Source organism: Mesorhizobium sp. M7A.F.Ca.MR.148.00.0.0, from assembly GCF_003997735.1.
In the GTDB taxonomy this organism is placed as follows: domain Bacteria; phylum Pseudomonadota; class Alphaproteobacteria; order Rhizobiales; family Rhizobiaceae; genus Mesorhizobium.
Genome location: NZ_RZTB01000007.1, coordinates 33,800 through 49,606, shown reverse-complemented (window position 1 = coordinate 49,606; position 15,807 = coordinate 33,800). Strand labels below are relative to the sequence as shown.

Below are 15,807 nucleotides of genomic sequence, written 5' to 3'. Positions count from 1 at the left end.
TCGGTGGCCTTCAGCTTGGCCATGGCCATGTCCTGGTCGGTGACTGTGCCCTGATCGTACTTCCAGCCGGCTTCGAACACCATCAGGTCGGCGGCCTTCAATTCGGTCGCCATGTCGGCAAGCTTGAACGATACGCCCTGGAACTTGCCGATCTGCTGGCCGAACTGCTGGCGCTGCGCGGCATACTCGATGGCATGGCCAAGCGCCCGCTCGGCACGGCCGAGGCAGGTGGCGCCGACCTGCAGCCGGGTGGCGCCGAGCCAGGAATTGGCGACGTCGAAACCCTTGTGGACTTCGCCCAACACTTGGGCGGCGGGAAGCCGGCAATCGTCGAATTCGAGGATGGCGTTGGTGTAGCCGCGATGCGAGACGTTGCGGTAGCCATCGCGGACGGTGAAGCCCTTCGTCCCTTTGTCGACGAAGAATGCGGTGATCTTCTTGCGTTTGCCGCGCGGCGAATCCTCTTCGCCTGAGGCCATGAAAACGATGGCAAAGTCGGCGAGGTCGGCGTGGGAGATAAAATGCTTGGTGCCGTTCAGTACCCAGTCGTCGCCGTCCTGCACCGCCGTCGCCTTCATGCCGCGCAAATCGGAGCCTGCGCCCGGCTCGGTCATCGCCAGGCAGTCCCATTTCTCGCCGCGGATGCAGGGGAACAGGTACTTTTCGCGCTGCTCCGGCGTGCCGGCCAAAAGGATGTTGGACGGGCGCGCCACGCAGGTCCAGTGCAGTGCATAATTGGCGCGGCCAAGCTCCTTTTCGTAGAGCAGCCAAGTCACCGTATCGAGGCCAGCACCGCCGACATCGGCCGGCATGTTGGCGGCATAGAGCCCGGCTTCGATCGCCTTGACCTTGATCTCCTCGATCAGGTCGCGGCGCAGCACGCCGGTGCGCTCGACCTCGCGCTCATGCGGGTAAAGCTCGTTCTCGACGAACGCACGCGTCGTCTCGACGATGAGCCTCTGTTCCTCCGACAGCCCGAAATCCATGCTCTCAGCCTTTCTTCTTGCCGGGCTTTTTCTTCGGCTTTTCGGCTTTCTTGACCGGTTTCAAGGCTTTGGCCTTCTCGGCCGCCTTGGAGGCCGTGGGCTTCTTCGCCGCCAGCTTGGCCAGTTGCCTGGTATAGTCCCTGTGCAGGGCGCCGGCGCCCCAGCCCTTGCCTTTGTTCTGCTTCGACAGCGCATCCATGATGGCGACCAGATTGTCGTCGCGGATTTTTTCCAGCTCACGGATCGACAGCCCATGCGCCTGGTCGTCCGACTGCGTGGCGATCAGATCGACCAACTCGTCGTTGAACTCCGGCACGTCCATCAGCTTGGTCCATGGCCATTTCAGGCAGGGTCCGAACTGCGCCATGAAGTGGCGCATGCCGGCCTCGCCGCCGGCGACGCGATAGACCTGGAACATGCCCATCTGCGCCCAGCGCAGGCCGAAGCCGTAGCGCATGATGTCGTCGAGTTCCTCGACCGTGCAGATGCCGTCCTTGATCAGCCACAGCGCCTCGCGCCATGCCGCTTCGAGCAGGCGGTCGCCGACGAAGGCCTCGATCTCCTTGCGGATGACGACCGGCTTCATGCCGATCGAGGCATACATCTCCTTGGCGACCTCGATCGCCTCGGGAAAGGTCTGCTCGCCGCCCACGATCTCGACCAGCGGCAGGAGATAGACCGGGTTGAACGGATGGCCGACGACCAGCCGCTCCGGATGCTTCTTCATCGCCACCTGCATGTCGGTTGGCTTGATGCCGGAGGTCGAGGAACCGACAATCGCATTGGCCGGCGCGTGGGTATCGATCTCGGCGAGCACCCGGTGCTTGAGGTCGAGCCGTTCCGGCACGCTTTCCTGAATGAAGTCCGCATCGGCCACCGCCTCGGCGATGGTCTTGGCGAAGGTCAGCTTGCCCTCTTTCGGCAAACCGCCGGGCACCATCTGCTTGTAGGCGCGGCGCGCGCCCTTCATCACTTCGCCGACCTTGCGCGACGCCTCGGGATCGGGATCGAAGATCGACACGTCGATGCCGTTGAGCAGCAGCCGCGCCACCCAGCCGGCGCCGATGACGCCGCCACCGATGGCGGCTGCCTTGTTGATGATGCTCATGCGGAAGCTCCGGTTCTGGTCAAGGCGGTTGTGGGATCTATGAGCGGCACGCGTTCGCCGGCGCGGATCACGGACGGGTCGTAGGCCTTGCGGGCGAAGACTTCGAGGACGAAGGGCCGGAAGAATTCGATCGGCAGCGTGTCATAGTCGGGGTCGAAGCTCGACTGGTCCCAGCGCTCGCAAAACTGGTCGCAATCGTCGAAATAGGCGTGGCCGGCAAAGCGGTCGCGCGCATGGCGGTTGCCGCCGAGGTGATGGGCATAGTAGAGCCGCTGGAAGTCGCCATGTTTCTCCACCACCCAAGTGCATTGTTCGCGCACGAAGGGTTTCAGGATCGAAGCGGCATATTCGTCGTGATTGTATGGCGCGTAGATGTCGCCGATGTCGTGCAGTAGCGCGCAGGCGATCCAGTCGGTGTCGGCGCCGTCGCGCCAGGCACGCGTCGCCGCCTGCAGCGAATGGCCGAGCCGGGTGATCTTGTAGCCCGATAGGCCCGCGTCGAGCTGCACCAGCGCATCGAGCAGCCGCTCGCCGGTCCTGGCGGCATAATCGATCTCATGCGCGGTCAGGAACTCGTAGTCGTCCCGGTCGCCATCCTTCATCGCGGTGAATTTTACGGTAGTCATGCCGACCCTCCCGACGAATAATTTATGCCGCGATCGGCGCCCGCTTGGTGAGGTTGAGCTTCTGCCGTACCTCTTCCGGCCCAAGGATCCTGGCGCCGAGATTGGTGACGATGCTGGCGGCGCGCTCGACCAACTGCGCATTGGTCGCCAGTACGCCCTTGTCGAGCCAGAGATTGTCTTCGAGACCGACGCGGACATTGCCGCCGGCCAGCACCGCCGCAGCAGCATAGGCCATCTGGTTGCGGCCGATGGCAAAGGCCGACCAGTTCCAGGTCGACGGCACATTGTTGACCATCGCCATGAAGGTGTTGAGGTCGTCGGGCGCCCCCCACGGCACGCCCATGCAAAGCTGCACCAGTGCATCCGGATTGAGCACCTTTTCCTCGACCAGCTGCTTGGCGAACCACAGATGACCGGTGTCGAAGGCCTCGATCTCCGGCTTGACGCCGAGCGCCGTCATCATGCCGCCCATGGCGCGAAGCATGCCGGGCGTGTTGGTCATGACATAGTCGGCCTCGGCGAAATTCATGGTGCCGCAGTCGAGCGTGCAGATTTCCGGCAGGCATTGGCGCACATGTTCCATGCGGTTGGTGGCGCCGCCCATGTCGGTGCCTTTTTCGTTGAGCGGCAACGGCGCTTCCGGCGATCCGAACACCATGTCGCCGCCCATGCCGGCGGTCAGGTTCAGCACGACGTCGACATTGGCCTCGCGGATGCGCTCGGTCACTTCGCGGTAGAGATGCACATCGCGCCTGGGCTTGCCGGTCTCGGGATCGCGCACATGGCAATGCACGATTGCGGCGCCAGCCTTGGCCGCGTCGATGGCCGAATCGGCGATCTGCTTTGGCGAGCGCGGCACATGAGGGCTGCGGTCCTGCGACCCGCCGGACCCGGTCACGGCACAGGTAATGAAGACCTCACGGTTCATCGCAAGCGGCATAGAACTCTCCTCCGATAGAAACACTATGCATGTCGCCCAAAAGTGGGACCGGTTTGGGATAACGACATGCACAAAGACTAATCAACAATGCCCGACTTGCCGGAAACTGTTTTGCGTTTTACGAAGCTTCCATGACGAAAAGCGAAAAACCAACGATCTTTCGCGCCGAGCGTCTGCCGCTCAAGGTGACGCTGCTGGTGTTTTCCGGCTCGTCCATCATGTGCGTCGCATCCGCCGTCGATCCGCTGCGCGCCGCCAACCGTATCTCCGGCGAGACCCTGTTCGATTTCAGGCTGGTCTCGGTGACCGGCGAGGCTCCGGTCACCACATGCGGCCTGCCGGTGGCGGTCAGCGGCCGTTTCGACGCGGCCGAGCCGTCCGACGTTCTGGTCGTCGTCGCTGGCTTCGGCACCCAGAACTATGCAACCTCGGCTCTGTTGTCGGGACTGCGCCGGGCCGCACGCACGGCGCGTGCTTGCGGCGGCGTCGAGGCGGGCACCTGGCTGGTCGCACGCGCGGGCCTGCTGGAAGGGCGCAGCGCCACCACCCACTGGGAGGACATGGAGGATTTTTCCTCGTCCTTCCCCGGCGTCGATGTCCGCCCTGACCGCTATGTCATCGACGGGCCGGTGTTCACGTCGGGTGGCGCGTCACCGACCTTCGACCTGATGCTGCATCTCATCCGCACGCGGCTCGGCATGGCCGTGGCGCTCGATGTCGCCAGCGTCTTCATCTACGACCAGGCTCGCGCCGCCACCGACGCACAGCCGCTGGTCTCGCTCGGCCGGCTCGACGGCTACGACCCGCGCCTTGCGCAAGCCATCCGGCTGATGGAATCGCATGTCGACCAGCCGCTGACCATCGAAGCGGTGGCCAAGCGCGCCGGGGTGACGGCACGGACGCTGGAAAGCATCTTTCGCAAATCGATCGGCGAGACGCCGGGCGCCTATTATCTCAGGCTGCGCCTCGGCGCCGCGCGCCGGCTGGTGGTCGATACGAGGGTTGCCATGGCCGATATTGCCGGGCGGACCGGGTTCTCGTCCGCCGCGGCATTTTCGAGGGCATTTTCAAGGGCTTTCGGAGAAGCGCCGGTCAGATTGCGGAGGGGTTGATGTGCATGTCGCCCAAAAGTGTGTAGCGGTTTTGGGATAACGACATGCACAAGGTCGGAGAGCTCAGGCAGCGTTCTGACGGTCACTGCCGCCGTCGATCTGCGAGCGCATCTGTCTGGCAAGATGGGTCTCGAAACGGCTGGCAACGGCGCGGTCCCATTCGTTGGAGCGGCGCGTACCGTCCTTCGGATGCGGCATCGCCATCAGCCGGTCGATGATCGATCCGGCCTCGCCAGGTGAGAGCAGGGCGTCGATTTCACGTTCGTTCTGCATATCGGTTCGCCTCCTTCTTCCTCTCCCGCCACGAGCCACTCTTATACGAGAAACGTGACGGCAGTTTGAAGGCAAGAGCGAGGTCATTGAAGGGCGTCGAAGGGCAAAACCGTGTCGCGGGACCGGGCCATGCGCAAAGCTGTTCCTGCGTCCCGGCAGGTCAGGTCAAGGAGAGATCTACAGCCGCTTTTCGAACAGCACCGTGGTGAAGCCACTGTCCCATTCGTCGTCTGGATAGCGGTTTTTCTCGACATAGCCGACCGCCTTGTAGAGGGCTTGTGCCGGCAGGTTGAACGTGTCGGTTTCCAGCCGCGCCTGCGACAACCCGGCGGTGCCGATTGCCTGTTCGGCATGGGAGAGCAGCTTGCGGCCGACACCTTGGCCTTGACGGGACGCCATGACGTGCAGGGCCTCGATGAAATCGGCGCGCCAATGGATCAGGCCGGCGACCTCGCCATCGATCTCGGCAACGGCGAACTCAGGCCAGCTCCGGTCGACATAGCGCCCGCCAATATCCGTCTCGACGTAGCGCCGCGCCGCTGCTTCGGTGATGTTCGGCAGCCATGTGCCTTCGAACGTCTCCTGCAGCACCTGCTTCAACGCCGGAATATCGCTTGCCTGCGCCGGGCGCACGATGATTCGATCCTCTGCCATTTCCGTCTCCCGCCAATGCATGTCGCCCAAAAGTGCACAGCGGTTTTGGGAATGACGACATGCATAAAAATAAAGGCTGCCGCACGGGCCTTCTTTCGGCGACATGCGTGGCATCTTGATCTCACGCTGGCTGCCGAAGATCTGTGCGATCCTCGGCAGCCTCTCGCGAAGTGGGCTGACTAGCAGATAGCGATGGCGGCGGCTTTCAGCCAGTGGTGCCGGATGTCGGTCCAGAGATGGAGCGGCGTGCGCCTTACACGTAGCGGTTGACGATATTTTCCAGCAGTTCCTGGCGGCCGGACCTCGGCTGCGGCTCGATCTTCTTCTTGACGACACGCTCGGCGATATCCTCAAGCGTGCGCTTGCCGGCGAGCATCGCCTTGCCCTCGGCCGTGTTCCAGCCGGCATAACGTTCGGCCAGCGGCGCCGATAGCGCCTTGTCCTCAACCATGCGGGCCGCGGCTTTCAGGCCACGTGCGCAAGAGTCCATGCCGCCGATATGGCCGATCAGCAGGTCCTGCGGATCGAGCGACTGGCGGCGCAGCTTGGCGTCGAAATTGGTGCCGCCGGTCTTGAAGCCGCCGGCCTGCAGGACCTGGTAGTAGGCCAGCGCCATTTCCGGCACGTTGTTGGGGAACTGGTCGGTGTCCCATCCCGACTGATAGTCGTTGCGGTTCATGTCGATCGAGCCGAAAATGCCGAGCGCATTGGCCAGAGCCAGTTCGTGCTCGAAGGAATGGCCGGCCAGGATGGCGTGGCCCTGCTCGATATTGACCTTGACCTCCTTCTCCAGCCCGAAGCGCTTGAGGAAGCCGTAGACCGTGGCGACATCGTAATCGTACTGATGCTTGGTCGGCTCCTGCGGCTTCGGCTCGATCAGGATCGTGCCCTTGAAACCGATTTTGTGCTTGTAGTCGACGACCATGCTGAGGAACCGGCCGGCCTGTTCCTGCTCGCGCGCGAGGTCGGTGTTGAGCAGCGTCTCATAGCCTTCGCGCCCGCCCCACAGCACGTAGTTTTCGCCCTTCAGCCGCTTGGTGACGTCGATGCAGCTTTTTACCGTCGCCGCCGCGTAGGCAAAGACATCCGGATCGGGATTGGTGGCCGCCCCCGACATGAAGCGGCGATTGGAGAACAGATTGGCGGTGCCCCAAAGCAGCTTGACGCCGGTCTGCTTCATCTTGCCCGCGAAGTAATCGGCGATCTCATCGAGGCGCGCGGCACTTTCGGAAAAGTCCTTGCCTTCCGGCCGCACATCGGCGTCGTGGAAGCAGAAATAGGGAGCGCCGAGCAGCGAGAACATCTCGAAGGCGACGTCCGCTTTCAGCTTTGCCAGCTCCATCGTGTCGGTGCCACCTGCCTTGGGGAACCACGGCCGGTCGAAGGTCTGGCCGCCGAACGGATCGCCGCCCGGCCAGGCAAAGGAGTGCCAGTAGGCGACGGCGAAGCGCAGATGGTCTTCCAGCCGTTTGCCGGCGACGAGCTCGTCGGGATTGTAGAACCTATAGGCCAGCGGATTGGTCGAATCCGGCCCTTCATATTTGATTTTCTTGATGTCGCCGAAAAATCCGCTGCTCATGATTTCTGTCCTCTCACAAAGTTCTGCCGCCATTACCTCAGGCGTAATTGGTTTCAGGCCAGCGCCGGTTGAAAAGGGTCATGTCAAAACCGTCAAATGAAGGAGACAGACCATGACCGACCTCACCAAGATCGCTGAAAACTACATCACCGCCTGGAACGAAAGCGATGCCGTCCGCCGGACCGAATTGCTCAAGGCGACCTTCACGGAAGACGTCAGCTATCGTGATCCGCTCATGCAGGGCGACGGCCATGAAGGCGTCGCGGCTCTGATCGACGGCGTGCAGCAGCGCTTTGCCGGCTTCCGGTTCTCGCTGAAGGGCACGCCGGACGGTTTTGCCGACAAGATACGCTTCTCGTGGAATCTCGGACCTGAGGGGACGCCTTCGGTGATTGAAGGCACCGATATCGGAATCATCGAGAACGGCCGCCTGAAGAGCGTCACCGGCTTTCTCGACAAGGTGCCTGCGCAGTGAGGACTTCTGGGCGAGGCGGGTGCGAAGCGCCCCCCTCTGGCCTGCCGGCCATCTCCCCCTCAAGGGGGGAGATTGGCTGTCTTTCCCGCCATCGCTAATTATCAACCTTGCAAGACGAGTAAAGCCGTCAACGCTGCCGATCTCCCCCCTAGAGGGGGAGATGCCCGGCAGGGCAGAGGGGGGCGCCTCGCACTGAATCACGCGGTTACAGCCCTGATTGCCGGGTACAGCGCCCGGTAGCGCTGATAGGCGTCGGCATAGACCCCGCCAAGCGCCGCGTCCGGTTCGATCGTCGCATCCGTCCTCGGTGCCGTACAGATTTCTAGCGGATCGGCACCCGTCGCCGCGATCAGGCCGAGCCGTGCGGCACCAAAGGCGGCGCCGAAATCGCCGTCGGCGGGAATGTCGACAGGCAGTTGAAGCGCGGTCGCAATCGCCTTCAACCAGTAGCGCGAGCGCGAACCGCCGCCGATCGCCGTCACCCGCGTCAAGGCAGTGCCGGCCGTGGCCAGGGCTTCGAGGCTGTCGCGGAAGGCAAAGGCCACACCCTCCAGCACGGCCTGGGTCAGCACGGCACGGCTCGATTCATGCGCCAGCCCGGCGAACGCGCCGCGAATGGCGGCATCATTGTAGGGTGTGCGCTCACCCGAGAGATAAGGCAGGAAGGACACGCCGCTGGGCGCCTCCAATGTGTCGCCGAGTTCAGCGGTCAATTCGCCGGCGCTCTTCCCGGTGATTTCGGACAGCCAATTGAGCGAATCCGTTGCCGACAGGATGACCCCCATCTGGTGCCAGGTGTTCGGCAGGGCGTGGCAGAAGGTGTGAACCGCGCTAGCCGGGTTGGGCAGGTAGGAAGCGTTGGCGGCAAACAGCACGCCCGATGTACCGAGCGAAACGAAAGCGTGGCCGGCGCCGACCGTGCCCATGCCGCAGGCCGAGGCCGCATTGTCACCGGCGCCGCCGGCGATCGGAATGCCGGCCTGGACGCCCCATTTCGAGGCCAATTCACTGCGCAGTGCGCCTGCCTTGTGCGTACCCTCGACCAGCGACGGCATCTGCTTCTCGTCGAGCGACGTCGCTGCGAGCAGGTCCGTACTCCAGCGCCGCTTGCCGACATCGAGCCAGGAGGTACCGGCAGAATCCGACATCTCCGAAATGTGTTCGCCCGAAAGCCAGAGCCGCAGGAAATCCTTGGGCAGCAGCACTTTTGCGACCTTGGCGAAGAGAGCGGGTTCGTTGTTTTTCACCCAGGCAAGTTTCGGCGCGGTGAAACCGGGAAAGACGATGTTGCCGGTCAGAGCGCGGAAGCGCGGATCGGCATCGAGGACAGCCGCCTCGGCATGGCTGCGCGTGTCGTTCCACAGGATGCAGGGACGCAGCACCTTGTCGGCGGCGTCGAGCAGCGTGGCGCCATGCATCTGCCCGGACAGGCCAATGCCCTTGACTGCCGCGAGTTCATCCGGATGGGAGGATTTGAGCTCGGCGATTGCGTCTTCGCAAGCCCGGATCCAGTGCTCGGGATTCTGTTCCGACCAGCCGGGATGCGGCCGTGAAACATCAAGCGAACCATGGCCGGAACCGACGACGGTTTGCCCGGCATCGATCAGCAGCGCCTTGACGCCCGACGTCCCGAGATCGAGGCCCAGATACATGTCTTCCTCCCACGCCAGTTAATTTTTTCGGGTCTCGAAAAAATCTGGCTTGGCCAGTTTTTAAAACAAGATCCGCTTCGGGTCAATTCTCCGACAAATCGGCGGCGCGTCGCACAAACAGCGCTGACAGCGGACTGTCGGGCCGCGCCATCGAACGCTCGGCCGTGAGCGCCCTGGCCAGCGCACCCTCACCGGCGCGCAACGCTGCCTCGATCAGCGTCAGGTCGATAACATCGCGCTGGGCGTGGCTGCCGCCGAAGCGATGGGAGATCGACCGGATCGGCCGGATCAGGCGCACGGTCTCGGCGTAACTGCCCTCACCGAATGCCTTGATGGCGAGCGTCAGCGGATGGCCGACATCCCGCGTGAAAGCCGCATTGTCGTCGCTGCCACGCATGGCCTCGCGCTGAGCCTCAAGCAAAGCGAGGGCCGGCGCATCTAACCCTGCACCGACAAAGGCCATCATCGCGTGGGCATCGTTGAAGGCATAATTGCCGGCGCCGGCCTTATGCCAATTGGCGGCGAGCGCCGCCCAGCGGTCGCCGACATCGACGCCGCCGAGGGCGAGCCGCCACAGGACTGCCGAGGCATCGACCATGTTGAGCGCCATCGTCGATTGCACGCTGTAGATGGGGCCGTCATAGAGGGCCAGCACCGCGTCGGTCTCGCCGAGATCATAGTGGAACAGCGCCAGGTGCCACCAATTGTGGACCTGCAGGAAACTCTCCCTTGTCCACGCTTCCGGGTTGGTCAGCATCCAGGCGATGCCATCCTTTTGCCGGCTCTGCATTTCCATGACATGGGCGACGGCATGCTGCGCCCAGCCGTCGCGCGGCTCGATGTCGACCGCCGCGCGGCCAAGCTGCTCGGCCCTGACAAAGTCACCCATTTCCTCCAGCCCGAAGGCGTGCATGCCGAGCATGGCGTGGTAGCCGGGCATGCCGCTTTGCCAGGACGGCAGGGCGCGTGCGATGCGGTCGCGCAGCATGCGTGCATTGCCGGTGAAGAAATCGATCTGGTGGCCGACCTGCAGCGCCAGCCCGTCGCGCGGGGTCTCGATGGTGATGTCCTCGAGAATGCGGCTGGCTTGATGCCAGCGTCCGTTGGCGAGATGACCCAGGGCTGTGACATGCGCCCGCTCGCGCGTGGTCGCGGCAAGCGGCAGTGACGCCTCATGGCAAGCCTTGGCCACCGCTGTCGCCTCCCGCTCGGTGGCGAGGCCGAACAGATAGCCCTTGAAGACATGCGCCATGACGAAGCCGGGATCTTCCGCGATGGCGCGGTCGACGGAGGCTACGGGGTCGCCGATGAAGCACTGCAGTTCACGCACCGCCTGGCTGTAGGGGGTGGATCCCGCCGCCGTCGCGCCCGAAAGCGCCAGGCCGAATGCGTCCCTGGTTGCCATGCGATGTCCTTTCATCGATCCGTGACAGGGCCTCGATCCTTCGGCCCAAACCGATCCTAAAGCATGGGCCACGGACACGCCAACCGCACGCTACGCCAGATCATTTCAGTAGTCTTTGCAGTTTAGCAACCATGCGGGGCAGATTAGGCTTTGTAAAATCGAATGAATTGTGTCTTCATTACGGCGGCTGGCGGGGCTGGAATCGCGAATCGAGAGGGGACGCGATGCGGCATATGAAGAACTCGCTTCCGATCAGTCGTTCGGAGGATGCGCAGGTGACAGTTGCTTCGCCACGGCGAAAGCCACATCCGCTACATCCTTGGCTTATTAGCATCTTCTCAACTACGGCCTTTGCGTTGCTGCCCAACTCCGCCGCGTTTGCCGCATGCGTGCTGGGTCCATCCGCTGGAAACACCGTCTACACCTGCGATAGCGGCGACTCTGGCGGCAGCCTCACCGATGCCGATGGCGACAACACGCTCAATTTTCCTGCCGGCGGCACCGGGCAGATATCAGGCAATGTCAGCTTTGGCGTCGGCACGGACCGCATCGACATGCAGTCCGGCACCATCACCGGCACCGTCGATCAGGGTGGCGGCACGGATTTCTTCACCATTGGCGCGGGTACCGTCGGCGGCAATGTCCAGCAGGGCGCCGGCATCGACGACTTCAACATGAGCGGCGGCCAGATCGGCTCGCTCAACCAGGGCGACGGCCTCGACACCTTCACCATGACCGGCGGCCGCATCGTCGATTTCTTCGACGATGGCGACCGCGCCGTGATGACCGGCGGCCGCATCGGCCGCGTCAACATGAAGCTCGACCAGAACTATTTCAACATGTCCGGCGGCACCATCGACCGCAACCTCGTCACCGGCTTCGACAAGGACACGATCATCCTGTCGGGCGGCACCATCGGCGGCAACATCAGCGTCAGCGGCGGCAATGACAGCGTCACGGTCACCGGCGGCACGGTCGGTGGCGATATACTGATGAGCTTTGGCGCCGACAATTTCGTCTGGAACGGTGGCGGCATCATCTATGGCGCCGTCGATCTCGGTGGCGATAACGACACCGCCAGGCTCAGCAACCTCACCAACGCCAATCTCGGTGCCACGGATGCCATATCAGGTGGTGCCGGCACCGATGCGCTGACCCTGGACAACGTCAAACTGGATGGGGTCAGCCGCCTTCAGAACTGGGAAAGCATCGACGCCACCAACGACACCGAACTGACGATGGACAGCAATCTGGTGCTCGGCGATAGCGGCACCGGCACAGGTTCGCTCAATGTCGATGCCGCGAGCACGCTCTATGGCGGCGGCTTCAATGCGGCGATCCAGGCGTTTACGGCAGGCCAGTTGGCGCAGGTCACCAATGCCGGCCGCATCGACCCGACCAATGGCAGCACCGGCGCCACCGACAGCCTGACGATTTCGGGCAATTATGTCGGGCTGGGTGGCCTGCTGCTTATCCAGACCGAGCTCGGTGACGATTCCTCCGCATCCGACAAGTTGGTCCTGTCGAGCGGAACGGCTTCCGGTTCGACCGGCATCTCCGTGGTCAATCTCGGCGGCGCGGGGGCTGCGACCACGCAGGACGGCATCATGGTCGTCCAGGCAATCAACGGGGCCACCTCGGGCGCCACGACATTCGCGCTCGACGCCCCGGTCGCCGCCGGTGCCTTTGAGTATTACCTGTTCAAGGGCGGCGTCAGCGCCGGCAGCGAGGAGAACTGGTACCTGCGCTCGACGCTGAACACGCCGGCCCCGCCGGCCGCCGCCCCGCCAGTGCTGGAACCTACTGCGCCGCCGGAACCTGAGCCGCCGGCGGCCGAACCGCCGCCGCCGCCGCCTTCCGAGCTGCCGCCGACGCCGCCTCCGACCGAGGGCGACATCAACAACCCGCCGGTCGATCCGACACCGCCGGTGCAGGCCGCCGATCCGGAGCCCGAGCCGCCGCCGGCACCACCGCCGGCACCAGTTGCGGATCCGCCCCCTCCGCCGCCGGTTGTGCCAACGGATGTGCCTGACCTGCCGACACCGGCGGCGGGCGAGGAGATCCTGCTCTATCGCATCGAGGTTCCGGTCTATTCCGCCTTGCCCCCGGTCGCCGAACATCTGGCGATGACGACGCTCGGCACCTTCCACGAACGGCGCGGCGAGCAGAGCCTGTTGTCGAACACCGAGCTGTCGCCGGTCTGGGGCCGCATCTTCGGCCAGGACAGCAAGATGGCGTATTCAGGAACGGTATCGCCGTCCTTCGACGGCACCCTGTTCGGCCTCCAGGCGGGCTTCGATCTGTTCGGCCGCGAAACCGCGTCGGGCCAGACCGATCGCGCCGGCCTGTTCGTCGCCTATGCCAGCATGAATGGCGACGTGCGCGGCCAGGCGCTGGGCTGGGACAATCTGTCCGTCGGCAGCATGGATATCAACGGCACCAGCGTCGGCGGCTACTGGACCCGGATCGGTCAGGGTGGCTGGTACCTGGACGGCGTCCTCATGGCCACCTTCTTCGGCGGAGACGCAACATCGTCGCGCGGCATCGGCATCGACGTCGGCGGGACCGGTGTCACCGCTTCGCTGGAAGGCGGCTATCCCATCGCGCTGGGGCAAGGCTGGACGCTTGAACCGCAGGCGCAACTGGTCTGGCAGCAACTGTCGCTCGACGATGCATCGGACCGCTTTGCTTCGGTTTCCTTCGATACCGACGGCAACGTGACCGGCCGGCTCGGCGCACGGCTGCAAGGCGAAACAACGATCAATGGCATGGCGCTGCAGCCGTACCTCAAGGCCAACATCTGGCACGATTTCGGCGGCACGAGCCATGTCAATTTCGACACCACCGATATCTCCACCGAGGGCAGATCGACCTCGTTCGAATTCGGTGGCGGTGTGATCGCCAAGGTGACGGACAAGGTCAGCATCTTCGCCACCGGCGACTACACCACCAATCTCGGCGGCGACGAGCGTCGGATACTCGAAGGCAATCTTGGGTTCAGCGTCAAATGGTAAGGCCGGTCATGACCCCGAAAAACAATTTCGGGGTCATGAGCAAAAAGACAGCTAATTGCTGGAGCGCATCGCCACCGTGGCGATGCCGGCGCCGACCAGCAGCGTGCCGCCGGTGCGGTTGAAGATGCGGATCGCCTTGGGATTGCGCACCACGTTGCGTGCGCGTGAGGCGATCAGCGCATAGCCAAAGGCATTGGCGAAGGCGAGCGCCAGGAAGGTCGTCTCGAAGATCAGCATCTGCGTCCAGAAATCGGCGTGCCGGTCGAGGAACTGCGGCAGAAAGGCGACGAAGAAGGTGATGCTTTTCGGGTTGAGCGCGGTGACCAGCCAGGCGTGCGCCATCATCTTGGCCGAGGAGACCGCGTCGGTGCGCGGTTCGGCTTTCAGCGCGCCGCCGGCGCGAAACAGTTTCACGCCGAGATAGATCAGATAGCCGGCGCCGATCAGCTTCAGGATGGTGAAGACGGTCGCCGACGCGGCCAGCAGTGCGCCGATGCCCAGCATCGACAAGGTCATCGCGGTGAAATCCCCCAGCGCCACGCCGACGGCCATCGGCAGAGCGGTACGCCAGCCCTGGCCCAGCGCGTAGGACACGACGAGAAGGATGGTCGGACCCGGAATGATGAGGAGGATCGTCGACGCGGCGGCGAAGGCGGCCCAGTTTTCGAAGGACATGCTCGTCTCCCTTGAGCTTAAAGAAGAGGATAAATCCTTAGGCCCAGGAGAATGTAAAGAGGCGATTTCCCTGACTGCGCCAGCGGCAGATCGGTGTCAGTTCGCGCCGCTCAGCGTGCTCACGATATCGGCCAGGCTGACATTGGCACCGAGAACGGTTGCCGCCGCGACAATGGCAGCGGCAAAAAGCTTGATGTCGGTTTTTAAGATCTTGCACATGGAGGCCCCTCGCTGATGGTTTGAGGAGTAGGAAACGCCGGCGCCGGGAATATGACCCGACCGAGGTCTTTTTGTGCAGCAGCCTTCGTTCAAGCCCAGGCAAGAAGGTCGGACATCGTCAAGGCCATGCGCAAATGCAGGCTGTGCAACGTCTTCACGCTTTATCAACCATGAATGATGAAAATGCCCGCTATCCGGCCGGACCGTGCTTCCCGCCGACAGCGTAGGGTCTGGGTATATGCGTGAGTTGCCGCAAGGTCTGACGCCGCCGCGAAATGGCGACGCAATCGAAACCGATCATCATCTTTCCCGCCGCGCCATCCTGTCCGGGGCAGGGGCGCTCGCGCTGCTGAGCGCCGCCGGTTGCTCGACCTCGGGCTTGGGTCTGCCGGCGCTCGAGCTCGACGACGTCACCACGGGTTCCGTGCGGCCGATCCGGCCAAGCATCAGCGTCGACAAGAACATCACCAGCCCCGGCGTCATGTATGCCGGGCTGACCGACGGCGGCTTCAACGTGCCGGAAGTGCCATATCTGAAGGTCAAGCCGGAATTCCGCCGCCAGATCGTCGTCGACACGACAGGCGAGGCGCCCGGCACCATCGTCGTCCATCTCAAGGAGCGCATGCTCTATCTCGTCCAGCCGGGTGGCGACGCCATTCGCTACGGCGTCGGCATCGGCAAGGATGGCTTCCGCTGGTCGGGTCGCGCCAACATCCAGTACGGCAGGGAATGGCCGACCTGGACGCCGCCGCCGGAGATGATTGCCCGCAAGCCTGAACTGGTGAAATGGCAAGCCGGACAGCCCGGCGGCCTCACCAATCCGCTCGGCGCGCGTGCCCTCTACATCTACCAGGACGGCAAGGACACCGGCTATCGCATCCACGGCTCGCCCGAATGGTGGAGCATCGGCCAGGCGATGTCGTCGGGCTGCGTGCGCCTGATCAACCAGGACATCATCGACCTCTACAGCCGCGTCTCCAAAAAAAATCCGGTCGTCGTCGTCTGACGCTTATGCGGCGTGTTGGCGCCGCTCGAAACTCCCGTTGCGCGATGCAGCAAGACAGGCCAAGGTGCCTTGAAAACCATCGC

Annotated in this window: 15 protein-coding genes; 4 read left to right on the top strand and 11 right to left on the bottom strand. The window is 63.6% G+C overall.

The annotated features are described in order from the left end of the window. The 4 genes from EOB49_RS04435 to EOB49_RS04420 form a co-directional block, all read right to left on the bottom strand. Positions 1 to 986 (bottom strand): acyl-CoA dehydrogenase (locus EOB49_RS04435; protein ID WP_245472472.1); only part of this gene is annotated, 986 nt, incomplete at its 3' end. 4 nt (positions 987 to 990) lie between these two features. Beyond that, entirely contained in the window at positions 991 to 2,094 is a 1,104-nt protein-coding gene (locus EOB49_RS04430) for a carnitine 3-dehydrogenase (protein ID WP_127380255.1), read from the bottom strand. Then, positions 2,091 to 2,720, bottom strand: coding sequence for an HD domain-containing protein (locus tag EOB49_RS04425; RefSeq protein WP_127380254.1), 630 nt, complete (start codon positions 2,718 to 2,720; stop codon positions 2,091 to 2,093). The genes EOB49_RS04430 and EOB49_RS04425 overlap by 4 nt, the downstream gene beginning before the upstream one ends. Before the next feature lie 22 nt (positions 2,721 to 2,742). Continuing rightward, complete coding sequence (locus EOB49_RS04420) at positions 2,743 to 3,660, bottom strand: 3-keto-5-aminohexanoate cleavage protein (protein ID WP_127269383.1); 918 nt, start codon at positions 3,658 to 3,660, stop codon at positions 2,743 to 2,745. A 131-nt stretch (positions 3,661 to 3,791) separates the two neighbouring features. On the opposite strand from EOB49_RS04420, the gene EOB49_RS04415 reads away from it, so the two are divergent. Next, a complete protein-coding gene (locus tag EOB49_RS04415) occupies positions 3,792 to 4,772 on the top strand; it encodes a GlxA family transcriptional regulator (protein ID WP_127380253.1) in 981 nt (326 codons plus the stop codon). A gap of 63 nt (positions 4,773 to 4,835) precedes the next feature. Here EOB49_RS04415 and EOB49_RS04410 read toward each other — a convergent pair whose 3' ends face one another. The 3 genes from EOB49_RS04410 to xylA form a co-directional block, all read right to left on the bottom strand. Then, entirely contained in the window at positions 4,836 to 5,045 is a 210-nt protein-coding gene (locus EOB49_RS04410; protein WP_127270186.1) for a hypothetical protein, read from the bottom strand. Between the two features lie 177 nt (positions 5,046 to 5,222). Continuing rightward, positions 5,223 to 5,699 (bottom strand): N-acetyltransferase, encoded by a 477-nt coding sequence (locus EOB49_RS04405; protein WP_127380252.1) that lies wholly within the window; start codon positions 5,697 to 5,699, stop codon positions 5,223 to 5,225. Between the two features lie 253 nt (positions 5,700 to 5,952). After that, a complete protein-coding gene (gene xylA, locus EOB49_RS04400) occupies positions 5,953 to 7,278 on the bottom strand; it encodes a xylose isomerase (RefSeq protein WP_127380251.1) in 1,326 nt (441 codons plus the stop codon). A gap of 112 nt (positions 7,279 to 7,390) precedes the next feature. On the opposite strand from xylA, the gene EOB49_RS04395 reads away from it, so the two are divergent. Beyond that, the gene (locus EOB49_RS04395; RefSeq protein ID WP_127269938.1) at positions 7,391 to 7,753 is read left to right on the top strand and encodes a nuclear transport factor 2 family protein; all 363 of its coding nucleotides are present in this window, start codon (positions 7,391 to 7,393) and stop codon (positions 7,751 to 7,753) included. 197 nt (positions 7,754 to 7,950) lie between these two features. Here EOB49_RS04395 and xylB read toward each other — a convergent pair whose 3' ends face one another. Further along, on the bottom strand, positions 7,951 to 9,405 hold the full coding sequence (gene xylB / locus EOB49_RS04385; protein WP_127380250.1) for a xylulokinase: 1,455 nt from the start codon (positions 9,403 to 9,405) through the stop codon (positions 7,951 to 7,953). Between the two features lie 82 nt (positions 9,406 to 9,487). Continuing rightward, complete coding sequence (locus EOB49_RS04380; protein WP_127380249.1) at positions 9,488 to 10,810, bottom strand: tetratricopeptide repeat protein; 1,323 nt, start codon at positions 10,808 to 10,810, stop codon at positions 9,488 to 9,490. Between the two features lie 224 nt (positions 10,811 to 11,034). On the opposite strand from EOB49_RS04380, the gene EOB49_RS04375 reads away from it, so the two are divergent. Next, entirely contained in the window at positions 11,035 to 13,824 is a 2,790-nt protein-coding gene (locus EOB49_RS04375; RefSeq protein WP_127380248.1) for an autotransporter outer membrane beta-barrel domain-containing protein, read from the top strand. Positions 13,825 to 13,875: 51 nt separating this feature from the next. On the opposite strand, the gene EOB49_RS04370 is transcribed toward EOB49_RS04375, so the two are convergent. Beyond that, positions 13,876 to 14,499: a LysE family translocator gene (locus EOB49_RS04370; RefSeq protein ID WP_023813669.1), complete on the bottom strand. Its 624-nt coding sequence runs from the start codon at positions 14,497 to 14,499 to the stop codon at positions 13,876 to 13,878. A 96-nt stretch (positions 14,500 to 14,595) separates the two neighbouring features. Then, on the bottom strand, positions 14,596 to 14,718 hold the full coding sequence (locus tag EOB49_RS38595) for a hypothetical protein (RefSeq protein ID WP_127270199.1): 123 nt from the start codon (positions 14,716 to 14,718) through the stop codon (positions 14,596 to 14,598). Between the two features lie 238 nt (positions 14,719 to 14,956). On the opposite strand from EOB49_RS38595, the gene EOB49_RS04360 reads away from it, so the two are divergent. Beyond that, positions 14,957 to 15,724: a L,D-transpeptidase gene (locus tag EOB49_RS04360; protein ID WP_127322091.1), complete on the top strand. Its 768-nt coding sequence runs from the start codon at positions 14,957 to 14,959 to the stop codon at positions 15,722 to 15,724. Positions 15,725 to 15,807: the final 83 nt, after the last annotated feature.

Excerpts from the sequence above, each read along its gene's own strand:
- EOB49_RS04430 (WP_127380255.1), bottom strand. The coding sequence starts at position 2,094 with ATGAGCATCATCAACAAGGCAGCCGCCATCGGTGGCGGCGTCATCGGC.
- EOB49_RS04425 (WP_127380254.1), bottom strand. The coding sequence starts at position 2,720 with ATGACTACCGTAAAATTCACCGCGATGAAGGATGGCGACCGGGACGAC.
- EOB49_RS04420 (WP_127269383.1), bottom strand. The coding sequence starts at position 3,660 with ATGCCGCTTGCGATGAACCGTGAGGTCTTCATTACCTGTGCCGTGACC.
- EOB49_RS04415 (WP_127380253.1), top strand. The coding sequence starts at position 3,792 with ATGACGAAAAGCGAAAAACCAACGATCTTTCGCGCCGAGCGTCTGCCG.
- EOB49_RS04410 (WP_127270186.1), bottom strand. The coding sequence starts at position 5,045 with ATGCAGAACGAACGTGAAATCGACGCCCTGCTCTCACCTGGCGAGGCC.
- EOB49_RS04405 (WP_127380252.1), bottom strand. The coding sequence starts at position 5,699 with ATGGCAGAGGATCGAATCATCGTGCGCCCGGCGCAGGCAAGCGATATT.
- xylA (WP_127380251.1), bottom strand. The coding sequence starts at position 7,278 with ATGAGCAGCGGATTTTTCGGCGACATCAAGAAAATCAAATATGAAGGG.
- EOB49_RS04395 (WP_127269938.1), top strand. The coding sequence starts at position 7,391 with ATGACCGACCTCACCAAGATCGCTGAAAACTACATCACCGCCTGGAAC.
- xylB (WP_127380250.1), bottom strand. The coding sequence starts at position 9,405 with ATGTATCTGGGCCTCGATCTCGGGACGTCGGGCGTCAAGGCGCTGCTG.
- EOB49_RS04380 (WP_127380249.1), bottom strand. The coding sequence starts at position 10,810 with ATGGCAACCAGGGACGCATTCGGCCTGGCGCTTTCGGGCGCGACGGCG.
- EOB49_RS04375 (WP_127380248.1), top strand. The coding sequence starts at position 11,035 with ATGCGGCATATGAAGAACTCGCTTCCGATCAGTCGTTCGGAGGATGCG.
- EOB49_RS04370 (WP_023813669.1), bottom strand. The coding sequence starts at position 14,499 with ATGTCCTTCGAAAACTGGGCCGCCTTCGCCGCCGCGTCGACGATCCTC.
- EOB49_RS38595 (WP_127270199.1), bottom strand. The coding sequence starts at position 14,718 with ATGTGCAAGATCTTAAAAACCGACATCAAGCTTTTTGCCGCTGCCATT.
- EOB49_RS04360 (WP_127322091.1), top strand. The coding sequence starts at position 14,957 with ATGCGTGAGTTGCCGCAAGGTCTGACGCCGCCGCGAAATGGCGACGCA.